Below are 14,742 nucleotides of genomic sequence, written 5' to 3'. Positions count from 1 at the left end.
CACCGGCGGCAGCCGGACCTCCCTGCCGCGCCACCAGACCCTGGGCGCGGTGGTGGAGTGTGGCCTGCCCGGCCACGTCCCCGCGCCGGTCACTACTCTGGTCACGTGGAGTTACGACACCGGCGAACCGGGCATTCCTCGGAAAACGCCCAGGTTCCGGTCGCCCGGGACCGGCGGAATTCGCCGCCGGAATTCCACGATTTCTTTTCCCGGAACACCGCCGAACGGGCGATGCTCAATTGTTATCCGGGGCCGCTATGAGCGGTTACCCGGAAGCGGAACCACTCCCCTGGCCGCAACGGCGCGTACTGACCGAACCATTGGTGTTCCACTCCAGGCCCGGTGCGCTGGCCGCCGAGTTCGCCCGGCTGATGGCGTGTTCCGATGACGCCGACGCTTTGCTGGCCGCCCTGGACGCGGTCAACCACCTCAGCGGGCACCCGCACCTCGCCGCCGCGTTCGCCCCGCTGGTGCCCGCGGCGGCCGCCAGACAGACCACCGGCGTGGTCGACGAGCTGATCACCACGCTGGTGCTGGGACTGGCCGGCGAGGACGTGGTCGTTCCGCAACGCGGCAAGGGCTGGCTGCGGCCGTTGCGGCACCGGGTCAGCAGCCTGCTGCGCGGCACGGCGACCCCGGTGTCGGCGGCGACGCACCGCGGCGGCTGGCTGGACCCGATGGTGTTCGTGCAGCGCATGCTCAACAACCCGGACGCGCCACGCGATGACGTGATCGACGCGTTGCTGCGGCTGGCGCCGGACAACCGGCGGGAGGCGTTCCGGCTGACCTCCGGGCTGAGCGGGCCCTACGCGCATGCCGTGTTCTACGCGCTCGGCGGGTCGGTGGACCTCGCGCCGACGTGGGTGAACATGGCCGCCGCCCGCGCCCGCCGGCCCGACGCGTTGTGGACACTGGCGAAACGGTTGCCCTGGCTGGGACTGCGGTACGAGACCGAGCTGGAAGGGTCCATCCGGGACACTCCACATCGGATGGTCGCCTCACCGTACGACGTCGACCGGGTCGAGGCCGACGTGGCCTCGTTCCTGTTGCACACTCCCGAACTGCGGTCCGGCCCGGCGGAACTTGCTCCGCTGCAGTCCTATCTGGACCACCCTCAGGTGCCGGGACCGTCGGGAGCCGCGCTGATCGCGGTCGCGCTCGCCTCCCCCGACGACGAACTCGCCCAGCTGGGCATCGACATCACGTTGACGCTGTTCGACCGGCGGCTGCTGGGTCCGCGCAGGCTCGGGACCGCGCTGCGGCAGCTGGGGGCCGACCGGGACCGCGTGGACACCGTTTTGGACGTTGTGGCGATGGAACACCCGGACGCCGTTGCCGAGCTGGTACCTCTGTTGCGCCAGATGGCGTAGTGTCCTGACGACCGTTTCAGGGTACCCATGTACGGGGTCTCGAGAGGCGGTGTTCGTGGTGAAAGGTCGCTGGGTGCGACGTGCGATCCTCGGCGTGGCAGTGGTCGCCGTGATCGCGGCGGTGCTGCAGCTGGTGGGTCTGCTGCCGAAGCTCAACCCGTTCGAATCGTCCACAATAGACCGTAGCCAGCCCGCGGTGCTGCAGGCGGTGCGGGACCTGAGCCAGTACCACGCGGCGGCCGGGGACTACCAGGTCGTCATCGACATCGAGAAGGACATCAAGTTCGTGCCCTCGTCGATCGCCGGCACCCGGACGCTGTTCGTGGCGGCCGGTTCGGTGGACGCGTTCATCGACTTCGGCCACCTCAACCAGGACGCGATGGTGGTCTCCCAGGACCGCAAGTCGGTCGAGATCACCCTGCCCCCGGCGCAGCTGGCCAAGCCCAGCCTGGACAACAACCGCAGCTACATCTACAGCCAGGAACGCGGCCTGCTCGACCGGCTGACCGCGTTGGTGGATCCACCGCAGCAGCAACAGTTCTACGTCGCCGCCGAGCAGAAGATCGCCGAGGCGGCCCAGCACTCCGGCCTGACCGACCGCGCCAAGAACAACACCAAGATGATGCTCACCGGCATGATCCAAGGCCTTGGCTTCGCCGTCACCTTCCACGAATCCCAGGACTAAACCCCCTCGCGTGTCCCACATTCGCAGCCCCCGTGTCCCACACTCGTGGCCCCCGAGTTCCACATTCGTCCGGCCCGGCGGGGATTTCGGGGGCCGTGAACGTGGGACACGGGGGCGGTGAATGTGGGACACGCGGGGGTGGGTTAGCCGGTTTTGGTGAGGGTGTCGGTGGAGTCGCGGTCTTGGCGGCCGTCCTGTGGGGTGTAGTCGTGGTGGATGCGGACGGTCATCCGGTTGCCCGACATGGTGATCGTGATCGTCCGGGTGGCGAACCCCTGGTCGTAGAACGCGTGCAGGGCGCCGCCGGAGAAGGTCGCGGTGGCGTTCCCCCAGTCGCACAACGGGGTGCAGGCGCCGAACACCCGCAGGGTCGCGCTGGTCGCGGTGGGGTTGCTCAGGGTCAGCTTGGCCACGTCGCCGGTGCTCGGGTCGACGTTGCTCCAGTTGCCGATGAACGGCTGGACCGGTGACGTCGAGGTGAACGTGGCCCGCACGGTCTTGGGACCGTCCATTGTGACCGAACAGGCCCCGGCGCCCGTGCACGCGCCCGCCCACGAGGTGAACCTGAAGTTGGCCGCCGGGGTCGCGGTCAGCGCCAGCACCGTTCCCTGGTCGACGACGGCCGTGCAGGTCCCCGGGCAGGTGATCCCCGGCCCGGTGATCGTCCCGCCGGTCGGCGCGGCCACGGTCAGCTTCGCCTTGGGTTTCTCGTTGACCTGCAAGCTCACCGCGGTCGTCGCCTGCTGACCGTCGGGCATGGTCGCCTGGACGCTCACCTGGAACGTCTTGGCCGTGCCCCAGTGGTGCGAGGTCATGACGGTGCCACTGTTCGTGCCGTCACCGAAGTCCCAGTGCGCGCTGCGGGGCGCGACGTTGGTGGTGGCGCTGACGTTCAGCGTGATGTCCTCGCCGACCATCGGGGTCGCCTTGGACAGCGTGATCTTCAACGTCGGCGGGGGCGGCGGCTTGCTCGGCTCCGACGGCGGCGGCTGCGGCGGTTCCACAACCGGCGGGGGCGGCGGCTCGGGCGGGGGCGGCGGCACCGGCGGCACGGTGACCTGTATCGATGGCGGCGGCGCGGACGGCGGCGGCTGGGTCGCCGGTGGCGGGGTGACCGGCGGGGTGACGGGTGGGTTGACCGGCGGAGTCACCGGGGTGGTGGTCGTGGTGTCCTTGGGCGGCAACGGGTCTTCGCCGCCGTGGGTGGTCAGGCCCTTGGCGGGGTTGGCGATGTCGTACTTGGCCGCGGGCACCACGCCGCCGCTGAGCTGGATCACCCCGGCGCGGTCGGACGCGGGGTCGTTGAAGAACACCACGTTGTCCCGGTTGAGCAGCTGGAACTGCGTGCGCGGGTCGAGCACCTGCGACTTCGCGACCACGTTGTGGCTCTTCAGGTCGATGATCCAGACCTGGCCCGCGGTGTAGTCCGGCACGAACACCCGGTTGCCCGCCTCGACCGGCGTGCCCAGGTTGCTGCCCGCGTTCAACGGGACCACATCGCCGCACTTGCGCTCGGCGATCTCGCAGATGATCAGCACACCCCGCGAGGCCACCAGGTAGACGCGGCCGCTGTGCGGGGATCCGCTGACCGTGACCTTGTCGTCGTTGCGCACGCCGAGGTCGAACGGCGTCCCGGCCGTGCCGGTGCCGGGGTCGACCGGGACGGCCTGCCGGGTGCTGGTGTTGATCACCACCGGGCGGCCGTTGGCCATGGTCATCACGCTGGTGCCGGGCGTGGTGACATTCCTTGTGCTGCTGCGCTTCTCGTGGTCGAACCGGATCAGCTCACCGGTGGCGTTGTCGATCAGCCAGAGCCGCCCCGCGTCGTCCACCGTGGCCGAACCCGGGGTGAGCTGGGTCGACAGGGTGCCGAGGTCGCCTTGCCGGGCAAGCGTTTTCGGGTCGGCGGTGGCCACGATGCCCCGCCTGGTGTCGATCATGTACACCGCGTCGCTCGCGGCGAACGCGGTCAGGCCGAGGCCGGCGTCCGGGATCGGCGCCGCGGGCTGGCTCATGTCGAAGGTGGCGCCGTCGACCCGGCGGATGGTGCCCAGCGTGTGGTCGATCGCGTACGCCGTCGACCCGTGCTGCACCACCTCGATGGCGTTGCCTGGGGCCGAGACCTGCAGCTGGGCAACGACTTCGGCGGACGACCCGTCCAGCAGGGTGAGCTGACCGACCTTGGCCGACGGCAGCCACGCGGCGCCGGACAGCAGCCGGACCGACTGGGCCTCCTGCCCGGATCCGAACATGACGGCACCGGCCACACCGAGCGCAGCGACGCCCACTATGGCCAGCCGGGTCCAATACCGGCGAGCAGCTGCGAGGCTCACCCTCACGCGATCACGTCCAAGCCAGGTCGACATTGCGAGCTTAATGTCCTTCCCACCAGGAAGTCCTGCCCTTTCAGGCAGAACAGCGTTACCCGATTCGTCCGGTCATCGGGATGGAGCCGTTCGTGCCGCGCTGACCTGCGCCGCCGTCTCGTGGGAGAGTGGCGGTATGCACGTGGGGATCCTGGGGCCGCTGTCGGTGACAGCGGACGGCACATCGGCCGAGATCGGCGGTGTCCGGCTGCGCGTGCTGCTGACCAGGCTGGCGGTGGCGGTTCCCCGCGTTGTCACAGTGGACGAGCTGGCCGACGCGTTGTGGCCGGAGGAACGCCCGGCCGACCATGTCAGCGCGGTGCGGACGCTGGTGTCGAGGCTGCGCCGGTCGCTGCCGGACCCGGAGGCCGTCAAGTCGGCGCCCGGCGGATACCGGCTGGACCTCCCGGTGGAGTCCGTCGACGCGCTCTGGTTCGACCAGTTGGCCCGCTCCGCCCGGCGTGAACTCGCGAAAGGCGATCCCGCGGCCGCGGCCGGACTCCTGAGGACCGCGTTGAAACTGTGGCGGGGACCGGCGTTGGCGGACGCGGCCCGGCACGAGTTCGCGGTCGGCTACATCGCCGGACTCGACGAGGCACGGCTCACCGCGATCGAGGATCTCGCCGAAGCAGACCTCTACAGTGGACAGTCCGATGTGTCCGGTCTGGCCGAGCTGGCCGCCAAACACCCGTTGCGCGAACGCTTGCAGGGCCTGTTGCTCCGGGCGCTCTCGCTCGAAGGGCGGCACGCGGAAGCGCTTGCCGGGTACGAGGAAGTCCGGCGGCGCCTGGCCGAGGAGCTGGGCGCGGACCCCGGCCCCGAACTCCAGCAAGTCCACCAAGCCCTGCTGCAAGGCCCACCGGCCAAGGAAAAACCGCGCACCGGCAACCTCCGGCTCGCGCTGACCAGTTTCATCGGCCGCGCCAAGGAGGTCGGCCAGGTCGGGAAACTGCTGGCGGACAACAGGTTGGTCACCCTGGTCGGACCGGGTGGCGCGGGCAAGACCCGCCTCGCGACCACAGTGGCCGCGGGCCTGGCCGCCTCGGGCGGGGTCTGGCTGGTCGAGCTGGCGCCGGTGACCGACCCCAGCGAGGTCCACCTGGCGGTGCTCGGCGCGCTCGGCCTGCGCGACGCCCGCGGCACCGAGAAGATGACCCGCGACCCGATGAGCCGCCTGGTCGACCTGCTGGCCCGTCAGGAAACCGTGCTGGTGCTGGACAACTGCGAGCACGTGGTCGCCGCCGCGGCCCAGCTCGCCGAGGACCTGCTCAGCCAGTGCCGCCAGCTGAAAGTCCTGGCCACCAGCCGCGAACCGCTCGGTGTCTTCAGCGAAACCCTTTGTCCCGTAACGCCGTTCGCGATCCCGGGCACTGACAGCACGCTTGCTGAGGCCATGGAGAACCCGGCCGTGCGACTGCTCGCCGAACGCGCCGCCGCGGTGCGCCCCGGGTTCGAGGTCACCGGCGACACCGTCGGCGCGGTCGTCGAGATCTGCCGCCGCCTGGACGGCCTGCCGCTGGCGATCGAGCTGGCCGCTGCCCGGCTGCGCACGTTGACCCCGGTCCAGCTGGCCGAACGGCTGGACGACCGGTTCCGCCTGCTGACCGGCGGCAGCCGCACCTCGCTGCCCCGCCACCAGACGCTGAACGCGGTCGTCGCGTGGAGCTGGGACCTGCTGGACGAGGAGGAACGCCGGTTCGCCGAACGCCTCGCGGTGTTCCCGGCCGGCATCGCGCTCGACGCCGCCGAGCAGGTCCACGGTGACACCGCGTTGAGCCTGCTCACCGCATTGGTGGACAAGTCGCTGCTCCAGGTCGTCGACGGGCCCAGCCCGCGCTACCGGATGCTGGAGACGATCCGCGAGTTCGCCCTGGCCCGGCTGGCCGACCGGGGCGAGGTCGCGGCGGCCAAAGCCGCGCACATGGCGTACTTCCTGAAGCTGGCGGAGCAGGCCGAGCCGCACATCCGCGGCCGGGACCAGCTCGCCTGGGCCAACGTGCTGACCGCGGAACGCGACAACCTGGTGGCGGCGCTGCACTTCGCCGCGGCCACCGAGGACGCCGACACCGCGATCCGGATCGCGGCCGCGTTGTGCATGTTCTGGACGATCCGCAACACCCGCGCCGAGTCGGTCGCCTGGCTGGAGCTGGCGCTGAACGTGCCGGGCGAGTCCCCGCACGACGGCCGGACCCTGGTGACCGCGATGTACCTGGTCAACAAGGCGATCGCGGGCGGCTACGACCGGCTGGAGGACATCGTCGAGCCGTTCAAGGCCATCGTCGCGGAGGCGGGCACGGATCCCGACCACCCGATGCTCGCGCTGCTGGAGCCGATGCTCGGCCTGTTCATGGACGACGTGGACTACGGCGTGGACGCGGTGGACCGCAGGCTGGGACACCCCGACCCGTGGACCCGCGCGGCGCTGTGGATGCTGCGGGCGAACATGCTGGAGAACGAGGGCGACCTGGCCGGGCTGCGCCGGGACATGCCGATCGCCATCGCCGGGTTCCGCGAGGTGGGCGACCGGTTCGGTCTGTCGCAGTCGCTGACCTCACTGGCCGACGCCCAGCTCTACTTCGGCGAGCCGGACGCGGCCATCGAGGGCCTCGAGGAGGCCGTCCGGCTGCTGCACGAGCTGGACGCGGACGACGTGGCCGACCACGAACGGATCCTGCTGGCGTCGGCGTGGCTGCAGAAGGGCGACGCCGAGCGGGCGCGGACCCTGCTGGTCCAGCTGACCGCCGACATCTCGCCGACCTACACGGCGGCGTTCGCCTGGGCCGCGCTCGGCGACCTCGCCCGACGCGACGGCGACTTCGAGGAGGCCGAGCGCTACTACGCGGTCTGCACGTCCGCTGTGGAGAACGCGCCTTTCCTGTCACCGCAGTTCCGGGCGTTGCAGGGGGCGGCGCTGGCGCTGCTGGCGGTGGCGCGCGACGAGCCGGACGCCGCCCGGCAGCACGTCGACACCGCGATCAAGTGGGCGATGGAGGCCAGGGACATGCCCGTGCTGGCCCGGGTCGGCGTTTCCGCGGCGGTCCTGCAGGCAGGCCTCGGCCTCCAGGAGGTCGCGGCCACCACGCTCGGCGCGGCCGCCCGCCTGCGCGGCGCCCCCGACCACCACAACCCCGACATCATGGCTCTCGTGGACCAGTTGAGAACCGGGCTGGGCGGCGCCGCGTACGACGCCGCCTATGCCACCGGCCTGGCGATGGACCGGGCCGGGGCGATCGCTCAGGTGCGGCGCCGGTAGGCCCGGACCGCCAGCGGCGCGAACACCGCCAGGAACCCGGCCGAGGTCGCCAGCGTCCACACCACCGGCCCGGTCACCGCGCCGGTGCCGAGCATGAGCGCCCTGGCCATGTCCATCACGTGCGCGATCGGGTTGATGTCCACCCACGTGTGCAGCCACCCCGGCAGCGTGTTCGACGGGGTGATCATGTTGGTGCCGAAGGTGAACGGGAACAGCACCATGAACCCGATGCCCTGCACGGTGCCCGGCTCGCGCACGAGCATGCCGACCCAGACGAACAGCCAGCTGACGCTGAACGCGAACACGACCGTCAGCAGGCACGCGGCCAACGTCGGCAGCAAGCCCCCGGCGAACCCGAAACCGAGGATCGCGCCGAACCCCAGCAGCGACGCGATCGCCACGACGTACCGGATGAAGTCGCCGAGCACCGACCCGATCAGCGGCGCCGACCGGGCGATCGGCAGGCTGCGGAACCGGTCGAACACGCCCTTGCCGATGTCGCTGTTCATGTTCACGCCGGTGGCCATGCCCGCGAACATCACCTGCTGCACCATGATCGCGGGCAGCAGGAACTGCAGGTAGGCGTCGGTCGACCCGGACACCGCGCCACCGAGCAGGTACACGAACAGCAGCACGAAGATCAACGGCTGCAGGGTCACGTCCAGCAGCTGCTCCGGCTGCCGCAGTGTTTTGGTCAGACTGCGCCGAGCCAGCGCGATGCTGTGCCTCACCAACCCGAAAGGCAGTCCCGCCTCCCCGGATTTCACACCTTTGGTCGCGTTGGAGAGGAAAGGTTGCGACTGGTCTCGTACATGTGGCTGGGTTGCGTCACGTTCCCCTGAGGTGCGGTTGGGATGCACTCGGCCTGATCCCGGATGTGGTGTCATGCTGCGGCCTCCTGTTCGGTGTGGCGGCCGGTGAGCGTGAAGAAGGCGTCGTCGAGGCTGGGCAGCCGCAACGACAGCTCGGTGACCGTGATCCGTTCGTCCGCCAGCCGCCGGACGACCTCGGTGAACGCCGCGTCGCCGTCGACCGGGACCGTCAGCACGCCCCGGCTGGGTGACTCGGACTCACGCCCGGCCACGGCCTCCAGCACCCGGGCCACGTCCGGCAGCCGGTCCGGGTCGAGCGGGCGGACCAGGATGGTCTGACCGCCGACGATCCGCTTGAGCTCGCCGGGTGTGCCGTGCGCGATGACCTTGCCGTGGTCGATCACCGTGATGTCGTCGGCGAGCGCGTCGGCCTCTTCGAGGTACTGCGTGGTCAGCAGCACCGTGACACCGTCGGCCACCAGCGACCGGATGATCGTCCAGACGTCGTCGCGCTTGGCCGGGTCCAGCCCGGTGGTCGGCTCGTCCAGGTAGATCACGTCCGGCCGGCCGACCAGGCTCGCGGCCAGGTCGAGCCGCCGCCGCATGCCCCCGGAGTACGTCTTGACCTGCCGCCCGGCCGCGTCGGTCAGGTCGAAGTCGGCCAGCAGCTGCTTGGCGCGCAGCTTCGCCTGCGGGCGGCGCAGGTCCAGCAGCTCGCCGATCAGCACGAGGTTCTCCAGACCGGTCAGGTCCTCGTCGACGGACGCGTACTGCCCGGTCAGCCCGATCAGCCGACGGACCTTGGCGGCGTCCTTGACCACGTCGAGCCCGCCGACGCGTGCGCGGCCGCCGTCCGGTCGCAGCAACGTGGCCAGAATGCGCACCGCGGTGGTCTTGCCGGCCCCGTTCGGCCCCAGCACCCCCAGAACGGTGCCCTGCTCAGCGGCGAGATCGATGCCCGCGAGCGCGGTCGTCTCGCCGTAGCGTTTGACCAAGCCCTCGGCTTGGAACGCGAGGCGCATGTGCCTCCCCTTTCACTTCAACTGGGGGAAGGCTCGCCCGCGGACATGTCAAACGCGGCTCAAACGCATGTCATCCGCCGTGATACACGAACTGGCCGAGGCCGACGGTGAACAACAGGATGCCGTAGAGACCGTGCTCGATGGTGGTGGTGAGCAGCGAACGGCTGCGCTGGTAGCGCAGTGCGAACAGCACACCGCCCACTGTGGACGCGATCACCGCGAACCAGTTGTGGAAGAAGATGTGCGCGAACCCGAAGCTCGCCGCGCTGGCCACGATCGTGCCGGCCGGGCCGAACGCACGGCCGTAGCGCTGGAACAGGAACGCCCGGAAGATCAGCTCCTGCGGGTAGGCGCTGAACAGCGGATACGCCACCATGATGACCGCCCACAGCACCGGCTGGGTGCGGGGCAGGCCGAACAGCAGGCTGGAGTCGTACACCAGCAGCCCGGCGATGGCCGCGACCCACGCGATCACCCACAAGGTGAGGATCGGCCGCAGCTGGGTCCTGATGGCTTGCGGCCGCCACAGGTCCTGCCGGTCGAAGGCCGGCTGGCGCAGCAGGTACACGAGCGCGCCCGCGCCCAGCACGACGAGGAACGGGATCGGCGACACGCCACGCGCGAACGTGATGAAGGCCGCCACGGTCACGAAGAACAACACCAGGTACTCGGCCACCAGGTACACCCGGCGGCCCGCGCTCAGATCGCCCGCGATGACGGCCATGCCTCAACCGTAATGAGGGTTGCTGAAAACTGGCTCAGCCAATTCTGGTTAGGCTTGACACATGTCCGAATGCGAGTCCTGGTGAGGCGGGGCCTCACCCGAGGCCTGATCCTCGCCGCCGTCCTGTCCCTGTTGTTCGGCGTCCCGTGGTGGACGATCGTGGGCGAGCCCGCCTGGCCGACCGCCGTCACCGTGATCGGCACCGTCGTGTTCGCCGCCGCGCTGCTGGCGTTCCCGGTGCTGATGTACCAGGGGCACAGCAAGAAGGCGCGGGACTGGGCCGCCCGGCTCGGCGACAGCACGCTCGGCGCGGTGTGGGTGTTGTTCGTCTGGTCGATCATCGGCCAGGTGGCCTCCCTGGTGCTCCCGTCGACGGTGGTCGCCGTGTCGGTGCTCGCGATCTCCGCAGGTCTGCTGGTGTGGGGGTACACCGAGGCGATGCGGGTGCCGCGGATCCGGCGGACCGAGGTGGAGATCCCGGGTCTGGGGCCGGACCTCGACGGGACCCGGCTGGTCGTCATCTCCGACACGCACTACGGCCCGATCAACCGGGTCCGGTGGTCCGAGCGGCTCGCGGCGGCGGTGAACGCGCTGGAGCCGGACATCGTGGCGCACGCGGGTGACATCGCCGACGGCACCGCGGAGCGCCGCAAGGAGCAGGCGGCTCCACTCGGCACTGTCCACTCCGGACTCGCCAAGGTCTACGTGACCGGGAACCACGAGTACTTCAGCGAGGCCCAGGGCTGGGTCGACCACATGGAGAGCCTGGGCTGGGACGCGTTGCACAACCGGCACGTGGTCGTGCGGCGCGGTGAGGCCAGGCTCGTGCTCGCCGGGATCGACGACTACATCGCCAAGGGGTCGGGCGAGGAGGGCCACGGCGCGGACATCACCCGGGCGCTGGCCGGTGCCGATCCCACCCTGCCGGTCGTCTTGCTTGCGCACCAACCGAAGCAGGTCACCATCGCCGCCGATGCGGGCGTGGCGTTGCAGATCTCCGGGCACACCCACGGCGGCCAGATCTGGCCGTTCCACTACCTCGTCCGCGTCGACCAGCCCTCGGTGCACGGCCTGACCAGGCACGGCCCGGCGACCCAGCTGTACACCACCCGCGGCAGCGGGTTCTGGGGACCGCCGTTCCGCGTGTTCGCCCCGAGCGAGATCAGCCTGCTCACCCTGCGCGTTCCCAGATGACGGCGGCCCCCGGCCGGTTTACGCTAGGTGAACCGAATACCAGTCCGGGGGTGAGCCGGTGTGGATTCGAAGACGACGAGCCGGCGCTGTCGGGCAGGACGACCTCGTACGCCGGCTGACCACGCTCGCCGAGGTACTCGACCGCGCCATCCTCGCGCAGCCGAACGCCGAGGAGGTCATCAACGAGTGCTGCCGCCCCGGCGAGACCCCCGCGGACGTGGCTCGCCGCGGCGGCCGGGTGATCAGCGAGTTCGCCTACCTGCACGAATCGGTGCGGTCCCTGTTCGGTCCGCAACCGGGTTCCCTGCCGTCGCGGATCGCGGAGCTGCTGCTGTGGCACGCGGAAACCGTTGAGGAGTGCCTGAAACTGGCGTTCCCCCGGTTCTGGAACCCCGCCGCGGTTCGCCACGGCCACACCCACCGCGGTCTGGGCGAGCACGGCCGGACGTTGCGCGAGTCCCGGGTCGCCGTCCAGATGTGGATCGACACACTGTCCGATGTGGACGGTTCTGGCTAACGCACGCCGCCGGTGATCGATGCATTGGGCATGGCGCTGTCCCCGGTTGAGCAAATGATCGTGACAAACGTCGAACGTGGGGTCGTGACTGACCTGACGCGCGATTCTGACCGTACGGTGTCCGCCGAGTTCCTCCGCGATGTCATCCGTGGCAAGCACGTCTCGGAAGCGGACCCACAAGGTCTCAGGCTGTGCGGCGCTGTCGTCTGCGGACGCCTCGACCTGGCCTGGATCAACGCTTCGACCCCAATCGAACTCTGGCACTGCCTCCTCGACTCGGGAGTGGACGCGCAGCACGCGAAGCTGCCAGCGCTCATCCTGGAAGACTGCGAGCTCAGCCACGGTGACTCCCCCGCGTTGGATGCGACCGGACTGGTCGTCGGCGCTCTGTCGTTGCGACGGTCCGTTCTCACCGGCTCCACCCCTCAGGGCGCCGTGCGGCTGATCGGTGCCCGGATCTCAGGACAGCTGGCCTGCACTGGCGCGCGCATCCGCAACGACAGCGGACCCGCGATCTCGGCTGACAGACTGCGAGTCGAAGGCACGGTCTTCCTCAATGAAGAATTCCGGGCCGAAGGATCCGGATCATCAAGCACAATCCGACTGTCGGGCGCGGACCTCAGTTCGCTTGACTGCACAGCTGCGATAGTGCGCAACAACAACGGCCCCGCGCTGTCAGCGGAGTACCTGCGGATCGCTCGGACCTTGTTTCTTGACGGACATTTCGAGGCTGCCGGTGAGCACGCGGTCGTGCTCAACCTCGGCGGCGCAGCGATCACCGGGCGATTGGTCATCATCCCGGACCGGCTCGTCAACACCACCAACCCCACTGCGCTGGTGCGGCTGACCGACATGACCTACGCCAGTGAGCCCGTGCGGGTGTCACGAGACGAATGGCTTGGGCTGTTACGGCACGGCACTCCCGAGTACGCGGCGCAGCCCTATCAGCACTATGCGGCCGCGCTCCGCTCGGCCGGACATGACCGCGAGGCTCGGCAGGTGCTGATGGCACAACGCCGGGACCAGATCGACCGTGCGTTGAGTGGCCGCGCCGAACGTCTGTGGGCACGGCTGACCGGGTTGGTTCTCGGGTACGGGTATCAGCCTTGGCGGGCGTTGATCGGGCTCCTGGCTGTGGTCGTCTTGTCGGCTGTACTGGCTGTTGTTCTTGGTGGGCGGGGGGCTTTGACTCAGGTTCGCGGGTCTGGTGGGTGCAGTGTGATCGATCAGGTCGGGGTTGGGCTGGATGTGGGTTCGCCGTTGGTGAGTACCGGTGCTCGTGCGCGGTGTGATGCCACGAACACCGGCGCCGGTCAGGTTTTGACGTCTTTGGGGTGGTTGTTTCGGTTGCTGGCTTGGGGGTTCGCGACTTTGTTCATCGCCGGGTTCACCGGGGCGGTGCGCAAGACCTAGGCCAGCAGCTTGAGCGGTTGTTCCAGGGTGTCGACCAGGGCGGCCATCCATTGCGCGGCAAGGGCCCCGTCGATGGCCCGATGGTCGACCGACAACGTCAGCGCGAGCCGGGTCCCAACGCTTATCTGTCCGTTGTGGACAGCCGCCACTTCCTTCGCCGCACCCACAGCGAGGATCGCGGACTGCGGCGGGTTGATGATCGCCGAGAACTCGTCGACACCGTACATCCCCAGGTTGCTGATCGTGATGGTGCCGCCATCGAGATCCCGTTGGTTGAGCTTGCCCTCATCCGCCTGCCGCGCGAACTCCTTGACCTGCCGCGAAATCGCGCTGGGCGTCGCCTTGTCCACACCCCTCAGCACGGGCGTGACCAACCCCTTTTTCGACGCGATCGCCACCCCGATGTCCACTGTGGAGTACTTCCGCATGGCCTGCTCGGTCCAGATCACGTTGGCATCCGGCACAAGCAGGTGGGCGTTCGCAACTGCCTTGACGACCAGGTCGTTCACCGAGATCTTGACCGGCGTCACCTCGTTGAGTTGCTTGCGCAGAGCCAAAAGCGCATCGGCTTTGGCGGCCCGCCGGACATAGAAGTGCGGGATGTCCCGCTTGCTCTCGGTGAGCCGCCTCGCCACCGCCCGCCGCACCCGCGAATGCGGAATCTCCTCGAAGCCGGTCCGGACCGGACGTGGCGGTGCCGCCTCGGCGACCGGCGCCGGAGCAGGAGCAGGAGCAGGAGCAGGAGCAGGAGCAGCCTGAGCCGTGGCGATGGCGTTGTCGACGTCCCGGCGGACAATCCGCCCATCCGGCCCGGTTCCCTGCACCCGCTCAGCAGGAATGCCGGCCTCCTTCAACAACTTCCGAGCCAACGGACTGACGAAGATCCTCCCAGCCGAGGAAGAAACGTCCTGCGCCTCGCCATTGCTCCCACCCGGCGCTACTGCACCGCCTGGCCTGACCGTCACACCACTAACCGGCGCCGCGGACTGCCCGACCGGCGCTCCGCCGACCAACGCTGGAGCAGATCCGGCTCCAGCAGCAGAATCGCCCCCGGCCAGCCCACCCCCGCTCGACGCAGCCGCACCACCACTCACGCCCAGCTCGGCCAGCACCGCGTCGAGGTTCGCCGCTTCGGCCTCCTCTCCCAACACCGCGATCGGGACGCCGACCTCGACGTTCGTCCCGCCCGGCACGAGTGTCCGCAGCAGCACGGCGCCGGTCTCGGCCTCGATCTCGACCGCGGCCTTGTCGGTCTCCAGCACGACGAGGGGATCCCCGGCGGCGAAGCGGGTGTTCTCGGGGATCAGCCACTCGGTCAGCAGTGCCGAGGTGGCCCCGGCGGCGACTTCGGGGACGCGCAGCAACATCGCCATGTCAGGTTCTCCT

11 protein-coding genes are annotated in these 14,742 nt (G+C 69.5%); 6 read left to right on the top strand and 5 right to left on the bottom strand.

Features of this window, described 5'->3' with window-relative positions; all coding sequences use genetic code 11:
* Window positions 1-323 precede the first annotated feature (323 nt).
* Both AB0J95_RS50800 and AB0J95_RS50795 read left to right on the top strand, forming a co-directional pair.
* Entirely contained in the window at window positions 324-1,370 is a 1,047-nt protein-coding gene (locus AB0J95_RS50800) for a hypothetical protein (protein WP_364773944.1), read from the top strand.
* Window positions 1,371-1,443: 73 nt separating this feature from the next.
* A complete protein-coding gene (locus AB0J95_RS50795) occupies window positions 1,444-2,055 on the top strand; it encodes a DUF4230 domain-containing protein (RefSeq protein ID WP_364773942.1) in 612 nt (203 codons plus the stop codon).
* Between the two features lie 143 nt (window positions 2,056-2,198).
* On the opposite strand, the gene AB0J95_RS50790 is transcribed toward AB0J95_RS50795, so the two are convergent.
* Entirely contained in the window at window positions 2,199-4,394 is a 2,196-nt protein-coding gene (locus AB0J95_RS50790; RefSeq protein ID WP_364773941.1) for a PKD domain-containing protein, read from the bottom strand.
* 163 nt (window positions 4,395-4,557) lie between these two features.
* On the opposite strand from AB0J95_RS50790, the gene AB0J95_RS50785 reads away from it, so the two are divergent.
* A complete protein-coding gene (locus AB0J95_RS50785; RefSeq protein WP_364773939.1) occupies window positions 4,558-7,674 on the top strand; it encodes a BTAD domain-containing putative transcriptional regulator in 3,117 nt (1,038 codons plus the stop codon).
* Here the strand turns inward: AB0J95_RS50785 and AB0J95_RS50780 are convergent.
* The 3 genes from AB0J95_RS50780 to AB0J95_RS50770 all read right to left on the bottom strand — a co-directional run bounded on the left by AB0J95_RS50780 (window position 7,656) and on the right by AB0J95_RS50770 (window position 10,232).
* Entirely contained in the window at window positions 7,656-8,405 is a 750-nt protein-coding gene (locus AB0J95_RS50780) for an ABC transporter permease (protein WP_364773938.1), read from the bottom strand. The genes AB0J95_RS50785 and AB0J95_RS50780 overlap by 19 nt on opposite strands.
* Window positions 8,406-8,557: 152 nt before the next feature.
* Entirely contained in the window at window positions 8,558-9,508 is a 951-nt protein-coding gene (locus AB0J95_RS50775) for an ATP-binding cassette domain-containing protein (protein WP_364773937.1), read from the bottom strand.
* 70 nt (window positions 9,509-9,578) lie between these two features.
* On the bottom strand, window positions 9,579-10,232 hold the full coding sequence (locus AB0J95_RS50770; RefSeq protein ID WP_364773936.1) for a type II CAAX endopeptidase family protein: 654 nt from the start codon (window positions 10,230-10,232) through the stop codon (window positions 9,579-9,581).
* 69 nt (window positions 10,233-10,301) lie between these two features.
* On the opposite strand from AB0J95_RS50770, the gene AB0J95_RS50765 reads away from it, so the two are divergent.
* The 3 genes from AB0J95_RS50765 to AB0J95_RS50755 all read left to right on the top strand — a co-directional run bounded on the left by AB0J95_RS50765 (window position 10,302) and on the right by AB0J95_RS50755 (window position 13,356).
* Entirely contained in the window at window positions 10,302-11,426 is a 1,125-nt protein-coding gene (locus AB0J95_RS50765; RefSeq protein WP_364773934.1) for a metallophosphoesterase, read from the top strand.
* Between the two features lie 58 nt (window positions 11,427-11,484).
* Window positions 11,485-11,943 carry a hypothetical protein gene (locus AB0J95_RS50760; RefSeq protein ID WP_364773933.1) on the top strand — a complete coding sequence of 153 codons (459 nt, stop codon included), beginning with the start codon at window positions 11,485-11,487 and terminating at the stop codon, window positions 11,941-11,943.
* Window positions 11,944-12,027: 84 nt separating this feature from the next.
* Window positions 12,028-13,356, top strand: coding sequence for a hypothetical protein (locus tag AB0J95_RS50755; protein ID WP_364773931.1), 1,329 nt, complete (start codon window positions 12,028-12,030; stop codon window positions 13,354-13,356).
* Here the strand turns inward: AB0J95_RS50755 and AB0J95_RS50750 are convergent.
* A complete protein-coding gene (locus tag AB0J95_RS50750; protein WP_364773930.1) occupies window positions 13,353-14,729 on the bottom strand; it encodes a 2-oxo acid dehydrogenase subunit E2 in 1,377 nt (458 codons plus the stop codon). The genes AB0J95_RS50755 and AB0J95_RS50750 overlap by 4 nt on opposite strands.
* Between the last annotated feature and the right edge of the window lie 13 nt (window positions 14,730-14,742).

The organism is Actinocrispum sp. NPDC049592 (assembly GCF_040675465.1).
Taxonomy (GTDB): Bacteria; Actinomycetota; Actinomycetes; order Mycobacteriales; family Pseudonocardiaceae; genus Kibdelosporangium.
Note: the sequence above shows the minus strand (reverse complement) of the source record. Positions and strands in the feature narration are given on the sequence as shown.

Coding starts and splice junctions, on each gene's coding strand:
- AB0J95_RS50775 (WP_364773937.1), bottom strand. CDS start 9,508: ATGCGCCTCGCGTTCCAAGCCGAGGGCTTGGTCAAACGCTACGGCGAG.
- AB0J95_RS50750 (WP_364773930.1), bottom strand. CDS start 14,729: ATGGCGATGTTGCTGCGCGTCCCCGAAGTCGCCGCCGGGGCCACCTCG.
- AB0J95_RS50785 (WP_364773939.1), top strand. CDS start 4,558: ATGCACGTGGGGATCCTGGGGCCGCTGTCGGTGACAGCGGACGGCACA.
- AB0J95_RS50765 (WP_364773934.1), top strand. CDS start 10,302: ATGCGAGTCCTGGTGAGGCGGGGCCTCACCCGAGGCCTGATCCTCGCC.
- AB0J95_RS50770 (WP_364773936.1), bottom strand. CDS start 10,232: ATGGCCGTCATCGCGGGCGATCTGAGCGCGGGCCGCCGGGTGTACCTG.